Below are 16788 nucleotides of genomic sequence, written 5' to 3'. Positions count from 1 at the left end.
CGTTCAACTAAATTGAGCTCAGGACAACCCCGGAGGTGGCTCCCATGCCTGCAGTGACCGTCGAAAACCCGCTGACCCTGCCCAAGGTCGCCGCCCCGGGCGACGCCACGGCCCGTCCCGTGCTCACCGTCACCACGGCCCCGAGCGGATTCGAGGGCGAGGGCTTCCCGGTGCGCCGTGCGTTCGCCGGGATCAACTACCGGCACCTCGACCCGTTCATCATGATGGACCAGATGGGTGAGGTGGAGTATCAGCCTGGTGAGGCAAAAGGGACGCCCTGGCATCCGCACCGCGGCTTCGAGACCGTCACCTACATCATCGACGGGACCTTCGACCACCAGGACTCGCACGGCGGTGGCGGCACCATCACCAACGGCGACACCCAGTGGATGACCGCCGGCTCCGGCCTGCTGCACATCGAGGCGCCGCCGGAGGCGCTGGTCGTCTCCGGTGGTGTCTTCCACGGCCTCCAGCTGTGGGTGAACCTGCCGGCCAAGGACAAGATGATGGCCCCCAAGTACCAGGACATCCGCGGCGGCCAGGTCCAGCTCCTCGCCTCCCCGGACGGCGGCGCGCTGCTCCGGGTCATCGCCGGTGAGCTCGACGGGCACGAGGGGCCCGGCATCACCCACACCCCGATCACGATGATCCACGCCACCGTCCGGCCCGGTGCCGAGGTGACCCTGCCGTGGCGCGAGGACTTCAACGGACTCGCGTACGTGCTCGCCGGTCGCGGTACCGCGGGCGTCGAGCGCCGTCCCGTCCACATGGGGCAGACCGCGGTGTTCGGTGCCGGTTCCTCGCTGACCGTGCGCGCGGACGAGAAGCAGGACGGCCACACCCCGGACCTGGAGGTGGTGCTGCTCGGCGGCCGTCCGATCCGTGAGCCGATGGCGCACTACGGGCCGTTCGTGATGAACAGCCAGGCCGAACTGAAGCAGGCCTTCGAGGACTTCCAGGCCGGCCGCCTCGGCACGGTGCCCGCCGTCCACGGAATGTGAGACCCGCCGCCGGGCGGTGACACCCCGTCACTCGTCCGGCGGCGCAAGCGGGACATCACCACCGCGGCGTGGTCGGGTGGGAGGGTGCAGACCCCCGAGCCCCTCCTGCCCGACGGCGCGCGGCGCACCGCCGCCTGGTGCGGTGTCGTGCTCCTCGTCGCCGGTGTCGGCGCGATCGTCGTCTGGCTGTGCATCGTCTTCAAGACCGCGGTCACCCCGGTTCTGCTGGCGCTGCTCGGTACCGCGCTGCTCGGTCCGGTGCACCGTCGGATGACCGGCCGCGGGATGAACCGCTCGCTGGCCGCGGGGCTCACCTGCGCCCTGCTCTTCGCGGTGGCGGGCGGCGCCGGATACATCGTCGTCACTGCGCTCGCCGACTCCGGCGACCAGATCCTCAGGTCGCTGAAGGACACCGCGCAGTGGGTCGTCGACCACTTCGGGATCCGCCGGAACACCGATGTGAACAGCCTGGCCGCCAACGCCCAGCAACTCCTGGGGAAGTTCGGCGCGAGCGCCGCGGGCGGGCTGCTCTCGGGGATCAGCCTGATCGGCTCGCTGATCGCGACCGCCGTTCTCGCGTTCCTGCTGACCTTCTTCTTCCTGCGCGACTCGGACAAGGCCGCCGGTCTCGCCCACGCGATCGCCCCGCGCGGCACCGGGGACCTGGTCGAGGCCATGGGGCGGCGGGCCTTCGAAGCCGTCGAGGGCTTCATGCGCGGCACCACGTTCATCGCGCTGATCGATGCCGTCTGCATCACCGTCGGACTGCTGATCCTGCGCGTGCCCGGCGCGGTGGGGCTCGGCGCGCTGGTCTTCGTCGGCGCCTACATTCCCTACCTGGGGGCGTTCGTCTCCGGCACGGTCGCGGTCCTGGTCGCGCTCGCCGACCGGGGATTCGTGATCGCGCTGTGGGCGCTGGGGGTCGTCCTCGCCGTACAGGTGCTGGAGGGTCATGTCCTCCAGCCGGTGATCCAGAGCCGTACGGTCCAGATGCACCCCGCGACGATCATGATCGCGCTCACCGCGGGTGCCGGTGTGGCGGGTCTGCTGGGCATGCTGCTCGCGGTACCGGTGTGCGCGGCGGCGTTCGGCATCATCGGCGAACTGCGCGCGGAGCGGGACAGGCGCGCCGGCCCCTGAGGCGACGTCCCGGGGCGGACCGGTCCGCGGCCCCGGACGGGCGCGGCCCGGCTCACCGCGCGTCGCCCGTCCTCGGCTCACCGCCCGTCGTCCGGCCCCGGCTCCGACTCGTTCAGCTCGAACCAGATCGCCTTGCCCGGACCCTGTGGTTCCACGCCCCAGGCATCGGCGAGCATCTCCATCAGCACCAGCCCCCGTCCGCTGGAGGCCATCTCCCCGGGCCGCCGCCGGTGCGGCAGTTCGTCGCTGCCGTCGGCCACCTCCACCCGCAGCCGCCGGGCACCGTGATGCCCCGTCGCCAGGGCGACCATCAGCGCGTCCCCGTCCGTGTGGAGGAGAACGTTGGCCGCCATCTCGGAGGTCATCAGCACCGCGGCGTCGACCTGTTCCGGATCCGCCCAGTCGTGCAGCAGGTCCCGCAGCTGCTGCCGGGCCGTCGCGATCCGTTCCGGCTCGGCCTGCGCGATGGTCAGCGCGGTGCGCCGCGGCGCCCTGTTCCGCGAGGCCCCGCCGTCGCGCCGCAGCAGCAGGACCGCGATGTCGTCCTCCCGGCGGTCCGACAGCGGTCCGGTCGTGTGGTGCGACGGTGGTCCGTGCACGGCCTGGACGAGGGCGTCGGCGAGCTGCTCCAGATCGCGGGAGTCGCCCTCCAGGACCGGCCGCAGCCGGGTCCAGCCGGTGGACAGGTCGTGGCCGCCGGTCTCGATCAGCCCGTCCGTGCAGAGCATCATCGTCTCTCCGGCCTCCAGGGTGAGCCGGGTCGTCGGGTAGTCGGCATCCGCCTCGATGCCCAGCGGCAGCCCGCCCTCGGTCCGGTGGATCACCGCGGTCCCGTCGGCGGTCATCATCGCCGGATCGGGGTGTCCGGCCCGTGCGATGTCGAGGACGCCGGTCTCCGGGTCGACCTCCGCGTAGAGGCAGGTCGCGAAGCGCGGCCCGTTCTTCACCCCCTCCCCGTCCTGGTTCGCGTCGGTCAGCCCGTAGAGGAACCGGGAGGCGCGGGAGAGCACCGCATCGGGGCGGTGCCCCTCGGAGGCGTACGCGCGCAGGGCGATCCGCAACTGCCCCATCAGCCCGGCGGCCCGCACGTCGTGGCCCTGGACGTCGCCGATGACGAGGGCCACGCGGCCGTTGGGGAGCGGGATCGTGTCGTACCAGTCGCCGCCGATCTCCAGCCCGCCGCCGGTCGGGATGTAACGGGCGGCGAGGGTCATCCCCGGGATGCCGGGGCCGAGGGACGGCATCATCGAGCGCTGCAGCCCCAGCGAGAGCTCCCGCTCGGTCTCCGCGGCCCCGGCCCGGGTCAGCGCCTGGGCGAGCATCCGGGCCACCGTCGTCAGCACGGAACGCTCGTCCGGCGAGAACGCCACCGGGTGCCGGAACCCCGCCATCCAGGCGCCCATCGTCCGCCCGGCCGCGATCAGGGGGAGGAAGGCCCAGGAGCGGCGTCCGAAGGGGCGGGCGAGCGACCAGGTGCCCGGGAAGCGGTTCCGGTAGTCCTCGGGCGAGGGCAGGTAGATCGCCCGTCCGGTCCGTATGACCTCGGCGGCCGGGTAGTCGGTCTCCAGCGGCATTCCGGCGAACGGGCCGTCGTCGCTCGGGCTGTGCCCGTGGTGGCCGACGATGGTCAGCCGGTCGCCCGCGACGCCGAAGACCGCCAGGCCGTCCGGCGAGAACCCGGGCATGGAGAGCGAGGCGGCGACCCGCAGCACCTCCTCGGTCGACCGGGCCTCGGCCAGCGCCCGGCCCGCGTCCAGCAGGAAGGCCTCCCGGGAGCGACGCCAGTCCCCGGTGAGGGGGGTGTGTGCCTCGGTGATGCCGGGCTGCGGTTCGGCGACCTCCTGGAGGGTGCCGAGCACCACGTAGGCGGTGCTGCCCGGTTCCTCGGGCGGGAACGGCTTGGAACGGCTGCGTACGGTACGCAGCACCCGGCCGCTCTCGTCCACGACCCGCAGCCGGGCCTCGGCGAGGGTGCCCTCGGCGACGGCGAGATCGGTCACCCAGGTGATCTCGTTCCAGTCGACGGGATGGAAACGGGACCGCACCACGGACTCGCGCAGGACACCCGCGGTGGCGGGCAGCTCCAGCAGCCGGGCCGTCTCCGCGTCCAGCGTGACGGTCCCGGCTCCGGTGTCCCAGCGCCACAGGCCGGTCGCGGTCGCGGCCAGGATGTCCTTGGTGAGCATTGCCCCACTTTATGAAGATCTGCTCTTTTGGTGCCACTGTGAGTCGTTTGATGTCACCATGAGTCGCCCGATGCCGCTGTGTGGCGCCATCCCCGGGCCCGGTCAGGGGCGGCCGATGGCGGGCCGGCACCCGGTGAATGATCTTGAAATGTCAATGTCAATGAATGGGTGCGGGTCCGGGCGGTAGCCTGGTGGGGTTGATTCCGCCCCGAACCGCGAAGACTGGATGAACGAGAATGCATCGGTACAGGTCCCACACCTGCGGCGAGCTCCGCGCCTCTGACGTCGGCACCGACGTCCGGCTCAGTGGCTGGCTGCACAATCGCCGAGACCTGGGCGGCATCCTCTTCATCGATCTGCGCGACCACTACGGTCTGGTGCAGCTCGTCGCCCGTCCCGGCACCCCCGGCAACGAGGCCCTCGCGAAGCTCACCAAGGAGACCGTCGTACGGATCGACGGCAAGGTCTCCGCGCGCGGCGCAGACAACGTCAACCCGGACCTCGCCACCGGCGAGATCGAGATCGAGGTCGGCGAGGTCGAGGTGCTGGGCGAGGCCGCCCCGCTGCCCTTCACGATCAACGCCGAGGACGGGGTCAACGAGGAGCGGCGCCTGGAGTACCGCTTCCTCGACCTGCGCCGTGAGCGCATGCACCGCAACATCATGCTGCGCTCGGCCGTCATCGCCTCCATCCGCTCCAAGATGGTGGCCCTCGGCTTCAACGAGATGGCGACCCCGATCCTCACCGCGACGTCCCCCGAGGGCGCCCGTGACTTCGTCGTCCCGTCCCGCCTGAACCCGGGCAAGTTCTACGCCCTGCCGCAGGCCCCGCAGCAGTTCAAGCAGCTGCTGATGATCTCCGGCTTCGACCGCTACTTCCAGATCGCGCCGTGCTTCCGCGACGAGGACGCCCGCGCCGACCGTTCGCCCGGTGAGTTCTACCAGCTCGACGTCGAGATGTCGTTCGTCGAGCAGGAGGACGTCTTCCAGCCGATCGAGAAGCTGATGACCGAGCTCTTCGAGGAGTTCGGCAACGGCCGCCACGTCACCTCGCCGTTCCCGCGCATTCCGTTCCGCGAGTCGATGCTGAAGTACGGCAACGACAAGCCGGACCTCCGCGCCCAGCTGGAACTGGTCGACATCTCCGACGTCTTCGCCGACTCGGAGTTCAAGGCCTTCGCTGGCAAGCACGTGCGCGCCCTGCCGGTCCCGGACACCGCGGGCCAGTCCCGGAAGTTCTTCGACGGCCTGGGCGACTACGCCGTCCAGCACGGCGCCAAGGGCCTGGCCTGGGTCCGGGTCGGCGAGGACGGCGGCCTCACCGGCCCGATCGCCAAGTTCCTCACCGAGACCGACGTCAAGACCCTCACCGAGCGTCTCTCCCTCGTCCCGGGCCACGCGGTCTTCTTCGGCGCGGGCGAGTTCGACGAGGTCTCCAAGATCATGTCCGCTGTCCGCGTCGAGGCCGCCAAGCGTTCCGGCCACTTCGAGGAGGGCGTCTTCCGGTTCTGCTGGGTCGTCGACTTCCCGATGTACGAGAAGGACGAGGACACCGGAAAGATCGACTTCTCCCACAACCCCTTCTCGATGCCGCAGGGCGGCATGAAGGACCTGGAGGAGAAGGACCCGCTCGACATCCTCGCCTGGCAGTACGACATCGTCTGCAACGGCATCGAGCTGTCCTCCGGTGCCATCCGTAACCACGAGCCCGACGTGATGCTCAAGGCCTTCGAGATCGCCGGCTACGACCGCGAGACCGTCGAGCACGAGTTCGCGGGCATGCTCCGCGCCTTCCGCCTCGGCGCCCCGCCGCACGGCGGCATCGCCCCGGGCGTCGACCGCATCGTGATGCTGCTGGCCGACGAGCCCAACATCCGCGAGACGATCGCCTTCCCGCTCAACGGCAACGCCCAGGACCTGATGATGGGCGCCCCGACGGAGCTGGACGAGTCCCGGCTGCGTGAGCTGAACATCCAGCTGCGCAAGCCCGCGGCCGCGGCCAAGGACAAGACGGAGAAGTAGCCGCCCGCTCCTCTCCCGGTTCCACGTGAAACAGCCCCCGGCGCCCTTCGCCGGGGGCTGTTCGCCGTGTGCGGCGGGGCAGGCGCGAGTGGCCGGATTCCTCACAGCAACGCACAGCCCGCACCTACGCCGCTCCCAGTTCCCCTCCCTAGATTCAGCATTCATGACAGACACTCAAGAGCCCGCGCACAAGAAGGACATGACGCGTCGAAGGATGGTGATCGCCTCAGGTGCGACGGTCGTCGCCGCCGGGATCGGGGCAGGCGCCGTTGCCACCGCATCCGCCGACGAGGACCCGGCCAAGGCGGCCCGCGGGAAGAAGTCCGGAGGGAAGAAGGGCGAGGAGTGCTACCGGCTCACCTCGGAGACCACCGAGGGGCCGTACTACATCGACGCGGACAAGATCCGTAAGGACATCACCGAGGACAAGGAGGGCATCCCCCTGACCCTCCGGCTCAAGGTGATCGACTCCGACAGCTGCAAGCCGCTCGCCCACGCCGCCGTCGACATCTGGCACTGCGACGCCCTGGGGATCTACTCGGGTTACGAGGCGGCGAGCACCGGCGGCCCTGGCGGCCCCGGAGGCCCCGGCGACGGCACGCCCCCCAGTGGCATGCCCACCGACGCGCCCACCGGCGTCCCCACCGACGCACCCACGGGTGAGCCCCCGTCGGGCGGGCCCGGAGGCGGCGGCGGTGGCCACAGCGAGCCGACCGACGACGAGCGCTACCTGAGGGGTACCCAGCTCACCGACAAGCACGGGTACGTGGAGTTCAAGACAATCTTCCCGGGCTGGTACCAGGGGCGCTGTGTGCACATCCACACCAAGGTGCACGTCGGCGGGAAGCTGACCGACGCCGGGTACGAGGGCGGCCACACCTGCCACACCGGACAGTTCTTCTTCGCGGAGTCGGCGGTCCTCGACTCGGCGAAGATCGAGCCGTACTCGACCAGCACCACCACCCGTACCACCCTCACCGAGGACACCATTTACGACCAGAGCGGTGTCACGGGCGGGCTGCTGAAGCTCTCGTACCGCAAGCACCACATGGCGCGCGGTGTCGTCGCCTCGATCACGATGGGCGTCGACCCGGACGAGACCCACGACGGAACGGATCTCTGACCGGTCCTCACGGTCTACTGCGCCACTTCTCGGACGAAGGGTCCGGCCCCCTGCCCCCGCGGCAGGGGGCCGGACCCTTTGCGGTGCGCGTGCCGGGCGCGGGATACCGCCAGATGGCCCTCGTGCGGGTTCGCGCGCGTACGGCCCGGCGTTGACTGGGCTCACCGGGACGAGTCGTGACGGGGAGCTCGCCCGCACCGTGTCGGCCCACGACCGCCCAGGAGTTCCCGTGCCCGTGTCCCGTACGCCGGCCGCCCGGCGTTCCCCGTACGCAGTCCGGGCCGGAACCTGGGCCCTCACGCTCCTGCTGCTCACCGCCTGCGGCAGCGGCTCCGACGCCGCTGTCGGGCCACACGCGGCCAGGGCCACCGCCACGGGCAGTGCGGGCGTCGCGGGCCCGCAGGCCGAGGGCGGACGGGCCGCTCCCGGTCCGCGCGCGCCGCGCGCCGTCCCCCGCGCGATCCCCGCGCTGGGGCCGAGAACCACCGTCGAGATCCCGGCGGACTCCCGCCAGGCCCTCGTCGTCACCGGTGACTCCTACGACTCCAGCCTGTCGAGCGCGGTCCTGTACACCCGCGACGACCCCGCCCTGGGCTGGCGTGCGGTCACCGACCGCTGGCCGGCCCGCAACGGCCTGAACGGCTGGACGGACGAGCACTGGGAGAACGACCTGCGCACCCCGACCGGGGTCTACGGACTGACCTCCGCGGGCGGCCTGCTCGACGCACCAGGAACGATGCTCCCGTACAGCCAGAACCCGGCATTCACGGTGGGCGGCGAGGGGTTCGACGGGGAGCCGCTGGCGGGTTCCTTCGACTACGTCATCGCCATCGACTACAACCGGGTCCCCGGGGGCTCGCCCCTGGACCCGCAACGTCCGCTCGGCCGGGAGCGGGGCGGCGGCATCTGGATCCACGTGGACCACGACGGCCCGACCCAGGGCTGCATCGCGCTGCCCGAGAACCGGATGAGGGAACTGCTCCAGCTCCTGGACCCGGCGAAGAAACCGGTCGTCGTGATGGGGGACGCGGAGGGACTGGAGCGGTGAACGGAGTACGGGCCCGGCGCCAGGCCCGTACGCTGATCGACCGAGGCACCTGCGAGGTCGAGGTGCACTCGCAGCCCGACGGTGTGCGGTACGAGCAGGTGGTGACCGTGCCCTACGGCAAGACCGTCGAACTGCCCGATCCGGTGGGCATCGAGCTGGACACCGAGCCGCTGAAGAACTGGGTCCGCTGACCCGCAGGCGCCGGAACACGAGGAAGGGACGGGACCGCCGTGCGGTCCCGTCCCTTCGCTGTACTCAGGTGCCTGAGCCGGTCGCTCAGGCCGGCTTCTCCTCCAGGCGGGGGAACAGCACCGCACCCTTCGTCACCGTCGAGCCCACCGGGAGCAGGCCCCAGGTGCCCGCGTCCTGGATGCGCTGGTCGGCCAGTGCGCCCAGGGACGCCTCGGCGCCGAGCGAGTCCCACAGCTTCTGCGAGGTCTCCGGCATCACGGAGTTCAGCAGGACCGCGACACCACGCAGCGACTCGGCGGCCGTGTAGAGGATCGTCGCCAGGCGGGCCTGGCCCTCGGGGGAGGTGTCCTTGGCCACCTTCCAGGGCTCCTGCTCCGTGATGTAGCCGTTGACCTGCTTCACGAAGTCGAAGATCGCCAGGATGCCCGCCTGGAAGTCCAGCTCCTCGCCGATCTTGGCGTCGGCCGTGGCGACGGCGTGCGCCAGTCCTTCCTGGACCGCCTTCTCGGCGTCACCTGCGGCGGTGGCCTCCGGGAGCGTCCCGCCGAAGTACTTGCCGACCATGGCGGCGACGCGGGAGGCGAGGTTGCCGTAGTCGTTGGCGAGCTCTGAGGTGTAGCGGGCGGAGAAGTCCTCCCAGGAGAACGAGCCGTCGCTGCCGAACGCGATGGCGCGCAGGAAGTACCAGCGGTACGCGTCCACGCCGAAGTGCGAGGTCAGGTCCTGCGGCTTGATGCCGGTCAGGTTCGACTTGGACATCTTCTCGCCGCCGACCATCAGCCAGCCGTTGGCCGCGACCCGGCCCGGCAGCGGGAGGCCCTGCGCCATCAGCATCGCGGGCCAGATCACCGCGTGGAAGCGGAGGATGTCCTTGCCGACCAGGTGCACATTGGCCGGGAAGGTGGCGTCGAACTTCTCCTGGTTGGCGCCGTAGCCGACCGCGCTGGCGTAGTTGAGCAGGGCGTCGACCCACACGTAGATGACGTGCTTCTCGTCCCACGGCACCGGGACGCCCCAGTCGAAGGTCGAGCGGGAGATGGAGAGGTCCTGCAGGCCCTGCCGGACGAAGTTCACGACCTCGTTGCGGGCGGACTCGGGCTGGACGAAGCCCGGGTTGTTCGCGTAGAACTCCAGCAGCCTCGGACCGTACTCGCTCAGCTTGAAGAAGTAGTTCTCCTCCTTGAGGATCTCCACCGGCTTCTTGTGGACGGGGCACAGCTTGGTGCCGTCCTCCGCCTCGATGAGGTCGCCGGGGAGCTTGTACTCCTCACAGCCCACGCAGTACGGGCCTTCGTACCCGCCCTTGTAGATCTGGTCCTTGTCGTACAGGTCCTGCACGAACTCCTGCACCCGGTCGGTGTGACGCTTCTCCGTCGTACGGATGAAGTCGTCGTTCGCGATGTTCAGGTGCTCCCAGAGGGGCTTCCATGCTTCCTCGACGAGCTTGTCGCACCACTCCTGCGGTGTGACATTGTTCGCCTCGGCCGTGCGCATGATCTTCTGACCGTGCTCGTCCGTGCCGGTGAGGTACCACACCTTCTCGCCGCGCTGGCGGTGCCAGCGGGTGAGCACGTCGCCTGCGACGGTCGTGTAGGCGTGGCCCAGGTGAGGAGCGTCGTTGACGTAGTAGATGGGGGTCGAGACGTAGAAACTCTTCACGTCGTCGCCCCCTTGCTTCTCGGATCCAGTGGCCGCCATGGTCGAAATCCTAACGGTCCGCAGAAGATCGACTCACATCGATAACCCGGGCCCCGGGCACGGAGACCTTTGCGAAACACGCCCTCCCGTAGCAAGGACGCATCCTGGGAGGGAGCGGACACGCATGCACGAGGCAGGGGACATCACGATGCGGGTACTGGTCGCCGAGGACGAGGAGATCCTGGCGGAACTGGTCGCGACCGGGCTGCGGCGGGCCGGTTTCGCCGTCGACACGGTCTACAGCGGCGACGCCGCCCTCGCCTATCTGGGGCTGCACGACTACGACGTGGTCGTCCTCGACCGGGACCTGCCGCGGGTGCACGGCGACGACGTGGCCCGGAGACTGGTCGCCGCCGGCTCCCGGACCAGGATTCTGATGCTCACCGCCGCCGGTTCCATGGAGGACCGGGTCGCCGGCCTCGACCTCGGGGCCGACGACTATCTGGGCAAGCCCTTCGAGTTCCCCGAGCTGGTGTCGCGGGTACGGGCGCTCCGGCGGCGCAGCGCCCGCCCCGTACCGCCGCAGCTGGAGCGGCACGGGATCAGGCTCGACACCGTACGGCGCACCGCTTCCCGGGAGGGCCGGGAGCTGGACCTCTCGCCGAAGGAGTTCTCGGTGCTGCAGCTGCTGCTGGAGGCCGACGGGGGGACGGTCAGCGCGGAGGAGCTGCTGGAGCGGGCCTGGGACGCCAACGCCGATCCGTTCACCGGCGCCGTCCGGGTCTGTATGAGCAAGCTGCGCGGGAAGCTCGGGGAGCCGGCCCTGATCCGTACCGTGCAGGGCGTGGGGTACGCCCTGTGAAGTGCACGCCGCGCTTCCTCAGGGTCCCGCGCTTCCAGTTCCCGCGCTTCCTCCGGGTTCCGTACGTCCCTCGTGTTCCGCACGTCCCTCGGGTGCCGGGGGTGCAGCACTCCACGATCCGGACCCGGATCGCGTTGGTGTACGGCGGGGTGTTCCTGGTGCTCGGGACGGCGCTGCTCGCCACGGTCAACCTCGCCTCCCGCGCGGGTACGGACTCCCAGGCGCGCGCCATCGCCCGCACGGCGGCGGTCGTCCAGCCGGGATACGCGGTGAACGGCCCTCTCCTCACCCGGCGCAGGCTGGGGCCGCCCACCGTCTACGACCTCACCGACCACGTCAGCGACGCGGCCGGTCATCAGCTGCTGATGTGGTCCGTGGCCGCGTTGCTGGTCATGACGGCGTGCGCGGTCGGGGTGGGGTGGTGGACCGCGGGGCGGGTCCTGCGGCCCGTCCACGCGATGACCGCGAAGGCGCGGCGGCTCTCCGAGCACAACCTGCACGAACGGATCGCGTCCAGCGGGCACGACGACGAACTGAAGGAGCTCGGCGACACGCTCGACGCGCTGCTGGCCCGGCTGGAGAAGGCGTTCGACAGCCAGCGCCGGTTCATCGCCAACGCCTCCCATGAGCTGCGGACCCCCCTCGCCACCCAGCGGGCCGCGATCCAGATCGGGCTGGACGACCCGTCCCAGGAGGACCTGGCTCGGACCCGGCAGACGCTGCTGGACAGCAACCGGCGCAGCGAGCGGCTCATCGAGGGGCTGCTCGTCCTGGCCCGCAGCGAGCGCGGGCTCGCGGCGGGCGAGCGGGAAGCGGTGGATCTGGCGCAGGTGGTGGCCGAGGAGGCGGCCCGGCACCCGGGCGTGAAGGTCGGCGCCGGGCCGTGTGCGGTACGGGGGAACCGGCTGCTGCTCGCCCAGCTGGTGGCGAATCTGCTGGCCAACGCCGTCACGTACAACGTTCCCGACGGCACGGTCGACGTGTCCCTGGCGACGGTCGACGGCGAGGGGCTGTTGGTGGTGCGCAACACCGGGCCCGTGGTGGATGCCGGGGACATCCCCGGGCTGTTCGAGCCGTTCCGGCGGGGCGAGGGCCGGGACCGGATGGGGCGGGGATCGGGGCTCGGCCTGTCGATCGTGCGCTCCATCGCCATGGCGCACGACGGCACGGTCACGGCGGTGCCGGGCCCGGAGGGCGGCCTCGCCGTGACCGTGCGGCTGCCGGTGGATCAGTCCCGGGCGGCGAGCCAGCCGGGGAGGGCGGCGAGGACCTCGCGGTAGAACGTGGTGTCCTCGACCTCGCGGGGGGCCGGGCCCGCGTGGAAGAACCCGGCGTTCGGGACGTTCAGCTTCCGCAGGAAGTCGAAGCCCTTCGCGTCCAGGTCACCGAACGCGACGAACTGGAAGAACAGCGGCAGCCGTGCCGCCTCGGCCAGTGCCTGCTTGGCGGGCTGCTTGGCGTCCGGCGGGCCGTCCGTCTGGAAGATCACCAGGGCCGGGCCGGTCGCCCCCGACTTCTCGTAGTGCGCGACGACCTCTTCGACGGCGCACTGGTAGTTCGTGCGGCCGAGGCGGCCCAGGCCCGCGTTCAGCTCGTCGATCCGGCCCTCGTGGGCGGTGAGGTCGACCGTGCCGGTGCCGTCGATCTCGGTCGAGAAGAAGACGACGGGGACGGTGGCCTGCTCGTCCAGGTGCGCGGCGAGGGCCATGGTGCGGTCGCCCAGGTGCTGGGCACTGCCGTCCTTGTAGAACGGCCGCATCGAGCCGGAGCGGTCGAGGACCAGGTAGACGGTGGCGCGCAGCCCGGTCAGTCCGTGGGCCTCCAGCCCGGCCCCGGCGGCCTGGTACGCGTCGACGAGACCGGGTGCGCCGGCCGTGACGCGGGCGAGCGGGACGGCGGACCCGGCGGGGGTGGTGGTGTCCGTGGTGTCCACGGCGGGGGTGGGGGTGGTGTCCGTGGTGTCCACGGCGGGGGTGGTGGGCTCGGCCTCGGCCTTGACCGGCTCGGGCTCGACGGGGGTCTCGGCCTCGGGAGCTGCGTCCGTGGCGGCCTCGGGCTCGACCTCTGCCTCGGCCTCGGGCTCGGGCTCGGTGGTTGCGAGGGGCTCGGGTTCGGCTTCTGCCTCGGGGGCGGCTTCGGTCTCCGCCTCGGGGGCGGGGGTGGTCTCGGGAGCGACCTCGGCCTGAGCCTCGACCTCGGCCTCAGTGGCGGCCTCGGGCTCGACTTCTGCTCCGGCCTCGGGCTCGGCGGTCGTGGTCTCCGCCTCGGTGGCGGGGGTGGTCTCGGTGGCGACCTCGGCTTCTTCTTCGGCCTCGACCTTGGCTTCGGCTTCGTCTTCGACCTTGGTCTCTGCCTCGACCTCGACCTTGGCCTCTCCCTCGACTTCGGTGGTCGGCTCGACCTCGACGGTCGGCTCGACTTCGGCGGCCGCGAGCGTCTCGTGGATCGTGTCGGGCGCAGGCGTGATCTCGGCGGCGGGCTCCGGCTGGGCGGGGGCCTCGGTCTCGACGGCCTCTGCCTCGGCCTGGACCGGCTCGGCCTCGCCGGGGGCTTCGGCCTCGACGGCGGCGGTCTCGGACGCGGTCTCGGCAGCGGGTGTGGCCTCGGGCGCGATCTCCGTCTCGAGCGCGGCGGCGGTCTCCACTGCCGCAGCCTCCTGCTCAGCGGTCTCCACTGCCTCGGCCTCAGCCTCGATCTCGGCCTCGATCTCGGCCTTGCTCTCCGGCTCCGTCGAATCCGGGGCCGGGCCCTGGGCCGGGACCTTGGAGAGGGCCGCCTTGTCGAACGCCGCCGCGACGAGGTCCGACACCGGGCTTTCGTCGTCCGCGGTCGCGGACCGGGGAGAGGCGGGCGGCAGCACCGAAGACGTGGCGGGCGGGGTGGTTTCGTGCACCGAGGAGGCCTGCGCGGCCGGCTCGCCCACCGACACCGCGACCGACTCCTGCTCCTGCTCCGGCTCCACGGATGCGGTGCGTTCGGTCTGGGGCGGGACCGTGGCCGTCGGTGTCGACGCGTCCTGCTCCGCACGGTCGCGGCCGAACACCTTGCGCAGCAAGCTCCGAATGCCCATGGGCGAGGCCTTTCGCGTGAGTTGGGTGCGATGAATGTCCGACCTGCGGGGATTCATCCCTGGCCAGGGCGGATACGTAAGGTTAGCGGCCGGATCCGGCCATTCGGTGGTGCGGCCCGCCCACGGGGCGGCTGAGCCGCAACTGGTCCTGTGCGCATGCGGTGCGGGTCTGATGTGCGTCGTTCGCATGTGCCTACCGGTCATGAGTCGCGTTGTTAGCGTGGAGAGCCTGCCTTCTGACAGGTAGTCAGCCAGTCAGTCATGTCGTGGTCCGTGTCTCCGTATGCGTCAAGAAGGGCCCTTCCATGGGAAAGCGTTCTCGTAGCACGCGTCTTGCGGCGTGTGCGGTGGCGGCAGGGGCGGTTCTCTCCGGTCTCGCACCCGCGGCCGGCGCCTCCGTCAGCCAGGCGGCCGCTCCGTCCTCCGTATCCGCAGCGGTGCCGGCCGCGGACGATCCCGCAACGGGGCACGAGGGCATGCCGGACGACGGTTTCGACGACGAACCCGAAGGTGAGCAGGACGATCTCGCCGGTACCACGAGCGGCTCCGCCACGGCTTCCCCACGCGTCGCTGCCGAAGCGCCCGTCCCCGGCAGGGCCGCCGACTTCACGCTCGCGGCGGGCTCCGACCTCTCCGGACTCGTCACCGATCTGGATGCCGCGCTGCCCAAGCAGGGCCTGACCGAACTGATGGAGCTGGCCAATCGGCCCGCCGGTTGGGAGGACGCCTGCGGAACCACCGGTATCTACGGCTCCGATCTGGCGGTCAACCACCGCATCTGCTGGAAGAGCGACGACGCCACGTCCTCGGAATGGGTACCGCAGGCCATCACCGGGGTGTCGGACGCCCAGGAGGACGAGGACTGGGGCACGTCGAACGCCGAGCCGATCGCCGTCGCCGGATACGACGCGGAGAACCCGGGCCGCAGCGACTACGCCTCCGGCAGCGACAACTGCGTACAGGACTCCGCGTCGGACGCCTGCAACGAGAAGGGCATCCGGGTCACCTTCTTCAACCAGGCCACCCAGATGTACCGCCATGTGCTGCTGGTCTGGCCGTACGTCAATTCCAAGGACCACATCTCCTTCGACGCACTGCATGCGCGCGAGGGCACCTGCACCACCAGCGTGACGTCCTCCTGCGCCGCGCAGAACGGCATTCACGCCGGCGGCATGGTCTGGTACGGCAACTACCTGTACGTCGCCGACACCGCCAACGGCATGCGGGTCTTCGACCTGCGCAAGATCATGGACCTCAACCCGGACAACGACGCCGATGTCGACGACCCGACGCCGGACGGTCTGGTCAGCAACGTCGTGGACAAGAAGCGCATCGGCCGGCAGAACAACGTCTGGTACGCCTACGGCTACCGCTACGTCATGCCGCAGATCGCCACCCTGAAGTTCACCACGGCGAAGAACGGCGGCACCACCAGCGGGAACCAGTGCTATGCCACCGGGCGCCCGAAGGCCTCGTACCTCTCGCTGGACCGGACCGGCACCGATCATCTGGTGCTCGGTGAGTACTGCAACACCAACAACGGCGGCACCAGCCCCGGTCGCGTCGCCACCTATCCGATGACCGAGCTGACGGCCGCCGTCGAGGGCGCGACCGGCACGGTCGCCCAGGCCGACCTCGCCTACGGACTGCCGACCGGGGCCACCTTCAACGGCGAGAACCTGTGGCACAAGATCCAGGGCGTCGTGCGGTACGAGGGCGCGTGGTACTTCCACCGCAGCAACGGCTTCGACAACGGTCGACTGCTCCAGGCCACGCCGGGAACGGTCGACGGGACCAGCCAGCTCGTCGGCAACGCCAAGACCCTGGAGACCTCGTTCGGGCCCGAGGACCTCTACCTCGCACACGGGCGCGGTGACGGGTTCGCGCCGCAGCTCTGGTCGTTGAGCGAGCACGCGCCGAGCATGTGCGAGGCGTGCAAGCGGGAGGTCTACAGCTACAACGTGGCGGAGGTCATCAGCGACTTCGGCTGATGACCCCTCCGCGACCCGGCGCGTGGTCCGGGACCGCCCTTATAGAGTCGGTTGCATGGTTTCCGGTGAGGCGCCGCAGGCGGAGGGAAGCGTCCGGGTCGATGTCTGGATCTGGTCGGTCCGGCTGACGAAGACCCGTTCGCAGGCCGCTGCCGCCTGCCGCGCGGGACATGTGAAGGTCGCCGGCGAGCGGGCCAAGCCCGCCCAGACGGTGCGCGTCGGTGACGAGGTCCGGTTGCGGCATGCGGGCCGGGACCGGATCGTCGTCGTGTCGAAGATCGTGAAGAAGAGGGTCGGCCCGCCGGTGGCGGCGGAGTGCTTCATCGACAACAGCCCGCCCCCGCCGCCGCGCGAGCTGGCGATCCAGGTTCCGGTACGGGACCGGGGCGCGGGGCGTCCCACGAAGCGGGACCGGCGGGAGATGGAGCGACTCCGGGGCTCCGGGCCCGGATCGCACCCCGAGTGAGCCCGAGGGGCACCTGAGCGACGGGTGCGCGGCACGATCCGGGCCGGCCG

12 protein-coding genes and 1 pseudogene are annotated in these 16788 nt (G+C 70.7%); 10 read left to right on the top strand and 3 right to left on the bottom strand.

Annotated elements, in window-relative coordinates; all coding sequences use genetic code 11:
* Window positions 1-44: 44 nt before the first annotated feature.
* Together AB0L71_RS16700 and AB0L71_RS16695 are read left to right on the top strand one after the other, a co-directional pair.
* Entirely contained in the window at window positions 45-1001 is a 957-nt protein-coding gene (locus AB0L71_RS16700; protein WP_365243137.1) for a pirin family protein, read from the top strand.
* Between the two features lie 84 nt (window positions 1002-1085).
* Window positions 1086-2141, top strand: coding sequence for an AI-2E family transporter (locus AB0L71_RS16695; protein ID WP_365243135.1), 1056 nt, complete (start codon window positions 1086-1088; stop codon window positions 2139-2141).
* 77 nt (window positions 2142-2218) lie between these two features.
* On the opposite strand, the gene AB0L71_RS16690 is transcribed toward AB0L71_RS16695, so the two are convergent.
* Window positions 2219-4327, bottom strand: a complete 2109-nt coding sequence (locus AB0L71_RS16690; RefSeq protein WP_365243133.1) for a SpoIIE family protein phosphatase — start codon at window positions 4325-4327, stop codon at window positions 2219-2221.
* A 236-nt stretch (window positions 4328-4563) separates the two neighbouring features.
* Between AB0L71_RS16690 and aspS the strand changes: the two genes are divergently transcribed.
* The 4 genes and pseudogenes from aspS to AB0L71_RS16670 form a co-directional block, all read left to right on the top strand.
* Window positions 4564-6348 carry an aspartate--tRNA ligase gene (gene aspS, locus AB0L71_RS16685; RefSeq protein ID WP_365243131.1) on the top strand — a complete coding sequence of 595 codons (1785 nt, stop codon included), beginning with the start codon at window positions 4564-4566 and terminating at the stop codon, window positions 6346-6348.
* 163 nt (window positions 6349-6511) lie between these two features.
* Complete coding sequence (locus tag AB0L71_RS16680) at window positions 6512-7471, top strand: intradiol ring-cleavage dioxygenase (protein ID WP_365243129.1); 960 nt, start codon at window positions 6512-6514, stop codon at window positions 7469-7471.
* A 235-nt stretch (window positions 7472-7706) separates the two neighbouring features.
* The gene (locus AB0L71_RS16675; protein WP_365243127.1) at window positions 7707-8519 is read left to right on the top strand and encodes a L,D-transpeptidase family protein; all 813 of its coding nucleotides are present in this window, start codon (window positions 7707-7709) and stop codon (window positions 8517-8519) included.
* Window positions 8520-8551: 32 nt separating this feature from the next.
* Window positions 8552-8710, top strand: a pseudogene (locus tag AB0L71_RS16670) (Uma2 family endonuclease); the annotation flags it as partial.
* A gap of 85 nt (window positions 8711-8795) precedes the next feature.
* On the opposite strand, the gene metG reads toward AB0L71_RS16670, so the two are convergent.
* A complete protein-coding gene (gene metG / locus AB0L71_RS16665; RefSeq protein ID WP_365243125.1) occupies window positions 8796-10409 on the bottom strand; it encodes a methionine--tRNA ligase in 1614 nt (537 codons plus the stop codon).
* Window positions 10410-10557: 148 nt separating this feature from the next.
* Here metG and AB0L71_RS16660 point away from each other — a divergent pair, with 148 nt between their 5' ends.
* Window positions 10558-11211, top strand: a complete 654-nt coding sequence (locus tag AB0L71_RS16660) for a response regulator transcription factor (RefSeq protein ID WP_365243326.1) — start codon at window positions 10558-10560, stop codon at window positions 11209-11211.
* Between the two features lie 101 nt (window positions 11212-11312).
* Complete coding sequence (locus tag AB0L71_RS16655) at window positions 11313-12491, top strand: ATP-binding protein (protein ID WP_365243123.1); 1179 nt, start codon at window positions 11313-11315, stop codon at window positions 12489-12491.
* On the opposite strand, the gene AB0L71_RS16650 is transcribed toward AB0L71_RS16655, so the two are convergent.
* Window positions 12440-14281 carry a VWA domain-containing protein gene (locus AB0L71_RS16650; protein ID WP_365243121.1) on the bottom strand — a complete coding sequence of 614 codons (1842 nt, stop codon included), beginning with the start codon at window positions 14279-14281 and terminating at the stop codon, window positions 12440-12442. The two genes, AB0L71_RS16655 and AB0L71_RS16650, sit on opposite strands and share 52 nt — an antisense overlap.
* Before the next feature lie 305 nt (window positions 14282-14586).
* Between AB0L71_RS16650 and AB0L71_RS16645 the strand changes: the two genes are divergently transcribed.
* Window positions 14587-16272: a hypothetical protein gene (locus AB0L71_RS16645; protein ID WP_365243119.1), complete on the top strand. Its 1686-nt coding sequence runs from the start codon at window positions 14587-14589 to the stop codon at window positions 16270-16272.
* Between the two features lie 55 nt (window positions 16273-16327).
* Window positions 16328-16738: an RNA-binding S4 domain-containing protein gene (locus AB0L71_RS16640; protein WP_365243117.1), complete on the top strand. Its 411-nt coding sequence runs from the start codon at window positions 16328-16330 to the stop codon at window positions 16736-16738.
* The last annotated feature ends 50 nt before the right edge of the window (window positions 16739-16788 follow it).

It is taken from the genome of Streptomyces sp. NPDC052052, assembly GCF_040680455.1.
Classification (GTDB): Bacteria; Actinomycetota; Actinomycetes; order Streptomycetales; family Streptomycetaceae; genus Streptomyces.
The sequence above is the reverse complement of the archived record's forward strand: the minus strand, read 5'-3'. Positions and strand labels throughout refer to the sequence as shown.

Excerpts from the sequence above, each read along its gene's own strand:
- AB0L71_RS16680 (WP_365243129.1), top strand. The coding sequence starts at position 6,512 with ATGACAGACACTCAAGAGCCCGCGCACAAGAAGGACATGACGCGTCGA.
- AB0L71_RS16690 (WP_365243133.1), bottom strand. The coding sequence starts at position 4,327 with ATGCTCACCAAGGACATCCTGGCCGCGACCGCGACCGGCCTGTGGCGC.
- AB0L71_RS16640 (WP_365243117.1), top strand. The coding sequence starts at position 16,328 with ATGGTTTCCGGTGAGGCGCCGCAGGCGGAGGGAAGCGTCCGGGTCGAT.
- AB0L71_RS16645 (WP_365243119.1), top strand. The coding sequence starts at position 14,587 with ATGGGAAAGCGTTCTCGTAGCACGCGTCTTGCGGCGTGTGCGGTGGCG.
- AB0L71_RS16650 (WP_365243121.1), bottom strand. The coding sequence starts at position 14,281 with ATGGGCATTCGGAGCTTGCTGCGCAAGGTGTTCGGCCGCGACCGTGCG.
- AB0L71_RS16660 (WP_365243326.1), top strand. The coding sequence starts at position 10,558 with ATGCGGGTACTGGTCGCCGAGGACGAGGAGATCCTGGCGGAACTGGTC.
- metG (WP_365243125.1), bottom strand. The coding sequence starts at position 10,409 with ATGGCGGCCACTGGATCCGAGAAGCAAGGGGGCGACGACGTGAAGAGT.
- AB0L71_RS16700 (WP_365243137.1), top strand. The coding sequence starts at position 45 with ATGCCTGCAGTGACCGTCGAAAACCCGCTGACCCTGCCCAAGGTCGCC.
- aspS (WP_365243131.1), top strand. The coding sequence starts at position 4,564 with ATGCATCGGTACAGGTCCCACACCTGCGGCGAGCTCCGCGCCTCTGAC.